Raw genomic sequence first — 7,199 nt, 5'->3', positions numbered from 1 at the left:
GCTAAGAAAAATTATTTTAGAAATTTCTTCAGTGGTTTTATCCTCGGCAAGCAGTTTAAGTATTTTTATTTCCTTCTCGTTAAAATGCACCGGGGTATTGGTACCGTAATGCTGGCGCACATTTTTTTTCTGCATTAGTTTACCCATTACTGCTTTATTCACCAGCTCGTTAAAATAAAAATCATCATTCATGCAGGTGAGTATGGCCTCGTAAATTTCTTCGGGGTCGGTGGTTTTGGTAAGGTAGGCATTGGCCCCCATTTCCATCATTTTACTTATCATCTGCTGATCGTCGTACATGGTAAGCACAATTATTTTTATATCCTCGTATTCTTTACGTATCAACTGAATACCGTTAATGCCATCTATTTCGGGCATACGTATATCCATCAGCAAAACTTCGGGTTTTTTAATGGCAATTTTGTGCATCATATCCTTTCCATCTTCGGCCTCCCAAATCATTTTAAGGTTGGCTTTTCCCGAAAGCGCCATCTTAATCCCATCTCTAAAAATCTTGTGATCGTCGGCAATAGCAATTTTAATAAAAGTTTCGTTACTCATAATTAGCGTGCAGTATAATTAGGGTTAGTATAAAATCGTGTCAAGTTACACTTTTCAATTAACAAATACCTAGTGCTTTAATAAAACAGGGTAGTAAAAACTTTTCCACATGCTGTTGATTATCATACCGTTTTTAGCAATATTACTTCGTAAAATTACGATAGCATCAATACGTTTATCTACTATTATGCATTGCGTTTTTGGCGGGTGCAAAGTAAATTTTACAACTTCAAAAAAAGAGCGGTATCCCTCTTTCACAGCTTTTTAACATCAGCTATTTTTGTTTCAGTTGATTGATAGGGTGCACGGAAAAATTTATATCCAATTATCCAATAAATATCCAAAAAGTGCCGCTTATCCTTGGAAAAACCTGTTTGTGCTTGTGTTATCTTGTCAATCAACTAATTTTTAATATCCCGTTTTGTTTCCAATACCTCTGAACCAAAAAACCTGTTAGTTAAATTTTTTTATGGCTGGTTACAGTAAACCAGCCATTGGTTTGTTTGCTTTTGCAGCCAATACCCTGCCAAAACCTTACACCGCTCAAAAACCTCACAGGTTTTGATTGAGCAGCAAAATTTTAATGGTTTTGATAAAGGAACTACCCTGTAAATTGCTATTCCCTTCTAAAACCTGTGAGGTTAATGCACCAAAACCGTATAATTTACCCCATATTTTCAATTATAGTAAAAATGCGTAGGTAAAGCTACGATTTTTTAGATAGTAAAATTACTATTTTGTTTTCGTATATTTACCCCATCTTAACTCGTTGCTTTACTTGGTGCAAATACTGAAACCCCTCATAATCAAGGAATTTTTAAGTTATCCACATATTAACATATTTATGGACAGTTGCCTGTACAGTGGTTTTGCAGCAAGTTTGTGCTTCGAGAAATTTCTTACTTAACAAACCACAAAAAATTATTTTATTATGAATTGGGAACTTTCAACAACTTTTGAGGAAATATTTTGCTAATTTTCAAATAAGTTATATTTAGGAGCGTTAGTAATTAATTAGTATTTTTACGAAAATCTCAATTATTACAGACGTTATTAAATATTCAGTATTATTTTCGGAAACTTTTCCGCTTATCTTTATTCTTATTATGTTTAAACGTAATAAGACTAAAATTAGGCGGATATTTTTTTTATATGCTATAATTACTTCATTTCTTGTCTTATGCTCCCTATACTTTAGATTAATTGTTCCTTCAAAGGAAGGCTATATTATTATCACAAGGTTTCACAATATTTGTGAATTTATTTTTTTAAGTACAATTCTCTCTTTAGTTATTATAAACAAGTTAGTACGCAAAATAATAATTCTAGCAAATTTCTCTTTTGTAATAATATGTTTGGTTGATTACTTTCAATCAACTCAACCGACTTTAGCATATATCCCCCTCTTAGCTTCGTGTACTTTTTTTATTATTATAATTATCTTTTATTTTTTTGAAAGATTAAAAGATAATTCAGGAGATATAATATTTTCCACTTTCCCCTTTTGGTTTGCTGTAGCATTAATAGCTAATTTTTCCGGAAATTTTTTGTTGTTTGCATATTCAGAAACAACGCCTGTTAAAGATGCCAATTTTAAAATTAATTATACTATAATTTATGGTACTGTAACCTTCATTAAAAACATTCTATTATGTATTGCTGTATCAATAAAAGATAACAATGAATATTATGCAAAAGTAGCCAATGATAATAGTATAATAAAAACAGAAATCCCTATAAATAATAATAAAAACCCTATAAACATTTAAACCTAATTTCCAGCAGCAAAATGAATATTGTTTTAATTATTGGTACTATCGGCATGCTTATACTGGCTATTGCCATTGTGGGGTTTGTTATATTCCACCAGCGCAAAGTATTCCGCTTTAATACACAATTAAAACAGTTAGAAGAAGAAAAGCAGCAGATATTATTGAACGCCTCTATCCGTTTTCAGGAAGAAGAGCGTAACCGCATTGCCGCCGATCTGCATGATGATGCCGGCCCTTTACTGGCCACTGCCCGCCTTTACCTTAACGAAAACCTGGTTAACCAGGAAAAAGCCCAGCAACTGCAAAGCATTTACAGCGCCAAACAAATTATTGATGATGCCATTTTACTGATACGCAACATCAGCCACAGCCTTATGCCGCCAACGCTTAAAAACTTTGGGTTGGAGAGTGCTATTACCGACCTGTTTCAAAAAAATAAGCGGCAGCGGCAGCATTAATGCCAGCGCCAGGTTTCATGATTACCGCATCCGTTTAAAAGTAGAGCAGGAGCTTTTGGTGTTTCGTATTGTGCAGGAGCTGGTAAACAATGTTTTTAAACACAGCAATGCCGGCTTTATTCACCTTACACAAAACAACAGCGGCAACAGTATGTACTTTCGCCTGCACCACGATGGTAACGGAATTGTACAGGCCGATTTTGAAAAATTAAACCACAGTGCCTTAGGCCTTGGTTTAAAAAATATTGCCAGCCGCATTAAAGTACTTAAAGGAAGAATATTTTTTGAAATTGATCCCAGCCATACGTATTACAAAGTAACAGTTGAAGTACCAATGGAGGGAGGAATTGGAAATTAAAGATTTAAAATTGGTTACGTTTTTTTTGCTGAAATGGAATGCTTCAATTTCAAATTTTAAATTGAAGTTTGTTTTATGTAATTTTACTCTATTACCCCAACATGGAAGATATAATAAAAGTTGCCATTGCCGATGATCACAAAATATTCCGTAAAGGGGTTATTCTTTCTTTGCGTTCTTATGTTAACCTTAAGTTTGTAATGGAGGCCGAAAATGGCGAAGACCTGATTGCAAAAATTCCCGAGGCACAACCCGATGTAATTTTATGCGATTTAAAAATGCCGATTAAAGATGGCATTGATGCTACAAAACTTATTACTAAAAATTTTCCGGGCATACGTGTAATCATACTCACCATGTACGAAGATGAACGCTTTGTGGGCCACCTGATGGATTGTGGCGCTGCTGGCTATCTTTTAAAAAATACCGAACCTGCCGAAATAAGAAAAGCCATAATGGATGTAATGCGTACCGGCTTTTACTTAAATCCTTTTGTAAATAAAGTACTCATCAAAAAAAATTATTCCAAACAAAAGTTCAGCCCCAATTTAACTACCGAAGTAGTGCTTAGCGAAAGAGAAAAGGAAGTGCTTACTTTAGTTTGTATGGAATTTACCGCTGCAGAAATAGCGTCTAAGATGGATATCAGCAGCAGAACGGTTGAAGCCATTAAAGACAGGCTGATGGAACGTTTTGGTGTAAAAAACTCTGTGGGTTTAGTTTTTTATGCAATGAAAAATTCCCTGATAGATTAAGGAAGAATATTGAATTGATAAATGGCGAATATTGAATGTTTCTTGATTGGAAACTACATTCGACATTTGCAAATTTTATATTGCCGATTATTTAATATTGTATTGATAGATGTCGAATATCGAATGTTCTTTGATCATAAACCACATTCGATATTCTACATTATTATATTTTTAATTATTTAAGCAACGAAGTTTTAGTATAACCGCAGCTTGTTTTTATACTGTTGAAAATATCGGGCTTATAATTATTTTCCTGCTCTACCATATAATGTTTTACTCCCGAAAGTTTTGCATTGGCAAATATGGTTTTAAAATCTACCGTACCATTGCCTACTTCGGTGTTTTTAGTTTTATCGGCTTTATCCATATCCTTTACATGCCATAAATGAAAACGCCCCGGATGTCTTTTAAACAATTCAACAGGGTTGTAACCTGCCCGTACTACCCAATACAGATCCATTTCCATTTTTACAAGGTCTTTATCTGTATTGTTTAATAAAACATCATAGCCATGCTGACCATTCATATCTGCAAATTCAAAATCGTGGTTGTGGTAAGCTAACTGTAAATTGGCTTTTTTACATATTTCGCCTGCCTTATTTATTCTTTCTGCCAGTGCTTTATACTGGTCAATATTTTTTCTTCTTTCTTCCTGCATCCATGGGATGATGATATATTTATTGCCCAGTATATTTCCTGCTTCGCAAAAGTTTTTTACATCGTCGCCATTACCGTTTTCAAAAAGAAATTTCTCCGGCATATAATGACCACTGGGACTTTTTAATTTATTATCTTTTAAAAGTTGTGCAAATTCTTTTACCGTTAAACCATAAAATTTATTCTCGGCACTAAGCCCAAACATTTCTACTTCGCTGTAACCTGCTGCAGCTATTTTTTTAATTACTCCTCTAGGGTCTTTAAAAATTTCATCTCTTACAGAATATAACTGTATGCCTACATTTTTTTGTTTCTTCAACAAGTCTGATGGGTTCATCATTAAGCCTGCAGTTAATAAACCCGATTGTTTTATAAAGTTTCTCCTGGTGTTCATACAGCAATAATATTTATGAGTTAAAAACTAAAGTTACATAAAATAAAAAAGCCGTCCTTAAAAAAGACGGCTTTACCAATATATTTACAAATGTTAGATTCTGAAGTGAGCAAATGCTTTGTTAGCTTCTGCCATACGGTGAGTATCTTCTTTCTTTTTAAAAGCTGCACCTTCGCCTTTACTTGCTGCTACAATTTCGTTAGCTAATTTATCCGACATGCTGCGGCCATTCCTGTCACGGCTGTATTTTACCATCCATTTAATGCTTAAAGATACTTTCCTGTCGGAACGTACTTCGGCAGGAATTTGAAAAGTAGCACCACCAATACGGCGGCTTCTTACTTCTACACCCGGTGTAATGTTACTTAAAGCTTTTTTCCAAACTTCATAACCGTTTTCGCCTGTTTGCTTAGCTACTTTATCTAAAGCATCATAAAAAACTATATAAGCACCACTTTTTTTACCAGCCCACATCAGGTTGTTTACAAAACGGGTTACCAGTTTATCGTTAAACTTTGGATCGGGTGCTAATGGAATCTTTTTCGGTTGTGATTTACGCATTGTTTAATTTTGATTTTAGGCTGAATTTCTTCAAGTATTAAAACTTTACTCAACCGTTTTAAAAATTTGTTTGCTGCCTTTCTCCCCCCCTTTAGGGGATGGGGGCATTATTTTTTAGCTTTTTCTTTTTTAGTTCCGTATTTACTGCGGCTTTGCTTACGGTCTTTTACACCAGCAGTATCAAGGCTGCCACGTACAATATGATAACGTACACCCGGTAAATCTTTTACCCTTCCGCCACGTATCAATACAATACTGTGCTCCTGTAAATTGTGTCCTTCACCCGGTATATAGGCAATAACTTCAATTTTATTGGTTAAACGTACTTTGGCTACTTTACGCAAAGCAGAGTTTGGTTTTTTTGGAGTTGTAGTATATACTCTTGTACATACACCACGGCGTTGCGGACAACTGTCTAAAGCCCTTGATTTACTCTTGGCTTTAATAATTTGTCTTCCTTTTCTTACTAACTGTTGAATTGTAGGCATTATTATCCTTTTATTTTTCGGACGGCAAAGGTAGGGGAAAGTTTTAGATTTTAGATTTTAGATGTCAGATTTTTTTACCCTGCTTAAAAAAAATATTTTTTTAAGGTTAAAATTGAAAAATAACCCAAAAAAATGCATTTACAAACAGGACTTTTACCACGGTGTTTAAATGTAAATCTAAAATTGGCAATCTGAAATCCTAAATCCGGTACATCCAGCCATGAGTATCGGCCTCAATGCCATATTTTATAGCATCCATCCTCTTTTTAACCTCTGGTGCAGCAACCCATTTTTCCACATCAAAATTCATGATATAATCTTTGTATTTCAACTCTTTTATAAAAGAAATGGTTGCAGCGGTTCCGGTGCCAAACACGTCGTGTAAAGTGCCATTTTTGTGGGCTTCAATTATTTCATTTATACTAATGGGCCTTTCTTCTACAGTATAACCCATCTCTTTAAGTAATATAATAACACTATCCCTGGTAACACCGGCTAAAATTGTGCCTGCATCAAGATTAGGCGTTACCGCTGTTTTTCCAATTATAAAAAACACATTCATAGTGCCGCACTCCTGTACATATTTATGCTCCAGTGCATCAACCCACAAAACCTGGTCGTAGCCCTGCTTGCGTGCCTGAGCAGTGGGGTACATAGCGGCGCCGTAATTGCCTGCAGCTTTTGCATAACCAATACCACCGGGCACTGCCCTTACAAATTTTTCCTCTACATTAATTTTCATTGGCGCTGCATAATACGGGCCGGTTGGGCTTAGTATAACAATGAATTTATATTTTTCACTCGGTCTTACACCAATCATTTCATCGCTGCTGAACATAAATGGGCGAATGTATAGGGAATGTTCTTTTTTCTCCGGTATCCAACTTTTATCAATATCAATAAGCATACGCATACCTTCCATAAAAATTTCTTCGGGCACTTGTGGCATTTCCATTCTTTCGGCAGAAATATTAAAACGTTTAAAATTATCGTAAGGCCGGAATATAAAAGCTTCGCCATCGGCATTTTTATAGGCTTTTATACCTTCAAAAATAGCCTGGCCATAATGCAATGCTGCCAAACTGGGGGCAAGCAATAAAGGCTGATAAGGTTTTTTTTCTACATTTTTCCATTCACCATCTTCATAATCGGCTTCAAGCATGTGATCGGTAAAATATTTTCCAAAGGGAATATT

General features: G+C 35.0%; 9 protein-coding genes. 4 read left to right on the top strand and 5 right to left on the bottom strand.

Annotation, left to right across the window (positions count from 1 at the left end):
* The coding region (locus ACY651_RS14785; protein ID WP_462254094.1) for a response regulator at window positions 1–561 on the bottom strand (561 nt) is incomplete at its 3' end.
* A 1,355-nt stretch (window positions 562–1,916) separates the two neighbouring features.
* On the opposite strand from ACY651_RS14785, the gene ACY651_RS14780 reads away from it, so the two are divergent.
* The 4 genes from ACY651_RS14780 to ACY651_RS14765 all read left to right on the top strand — a co-directional run bounded on the left by ACY651_RS14780 (window position 1,917) and on the right by ACY651_RS14765 (window position 3,904).
* Complete coding sequence (locus tag ACY651_RS14780; protein ID WP_462254092.1) at window positions 1,917–2,330, top strand: hypothetical protein; 414 nt, start codon at window positions 1,917–1,919, stop codon at window positions 2,328–2,330.
* Window positions 2,331–2,350: 20 nt separating this feature from the next.
* A complete protein-coding gene (locus ACY651_RS14775) occupies window positions 2,351–2,791 on the top strand; it encodes a sensor histidine kinase (RefSeq protein ID WP_462254090.1) in 441 nt (146 codons plus the stop codon).
* Window positions 2,742–3,149 carry a sensor histidine kinase gene (locus tag ACY651_RS14770; RefSeq protein ID WP_462254088.1) on the top strand — a complete coding sequence of 136 codons (408 nt, stop codon included), beginning with the start codon at window positions 2,742–2,744 and terminating at the stop codon, window positions 3,147–3,149. Before ACY651_RS14775 ends, ACY651_RS14770 begins: the two co-directional genes overlap by 50 nt.
* Before the next feature lie 101 nt (window positions 3,150–3,250).
* Window positions 3,251–3,904, top strand: coding sequence for a response regulator (locus ACY651_RS14765; protein ID WP_462254086.1), 654 nt, complete (start codon window positions 3,251–3,253; stop codon window positions 3,902–3,904).
* 175 nt (window positions 3,905–4,079) lie between these two features.
* Here the strand turns inward: ACY651_RS14765 and ACY651_RS14760 are convergent, their stop codons facing one another.
* The 4 genes from ACY651_RS14760 to ACY651_RS14745 all read right to left on the bottom strand — a co-directional run.
* On the bottom strand, window positions 4,080–4,955 hold the full coding sequence (locus ACY651_RS14760) for a sugar phosphate isomerase/epimerase family protein (RefSeq protein ID WP_462254084.1): 876 nt from the start codon (window positions 4,953–4,955) through the stop codon (window positions 4,080–4,082).
* Window positions 4,956–5,048: 93 nt separating this feature from the next.
* Window positions 5,049–5,516 (bottom strand): 30S ribosomal protein S7, encoded by a 468-nt coding sequence (gene rpsG / locus ACY651_RS14755; protein ID WP_462219891.1) that lies wholly within the window; start codon window positions 5,514–5,516, stop codon window positions 5,049–5,051.
* Between the two features lie 107 nt (window positions 5,517–5,623).
* A complete protein-coding gene (gene rpsL, locus ACY651_RS14750; RefSeq protein WP_430986821.1) occupies window positions 5,624–6,004 on the bottom strand; it encodes a 30S ribosomal protein S12 in 381 nt (126 codons plus the stop codon).
* Between the two features lie 199 nt (window positions 6,005–6,203).
* Window positions 6,204–7,199, bottom strand: a 996-nt coding sequence (locus tag ACY651_RS14745) for a branched-chain amino acid aminotransferase (protein WP_462254082.1), incomplete at its 5' end; no start/stop codon positions are given.

The sequence above is a fragment of the Ferruginibacter sp. genome, assembly GCF_031391665.1.
In the GTDB taxonomy this organism is placed as follows: Bacteria; Bacteroidota; Bacteroidia; order Chitinophagales; family Chitinophagaceae; genus Ferruginibacter.
This window is presented reverse-complemented; position numbering and strand designations above follow the sequence as displayed.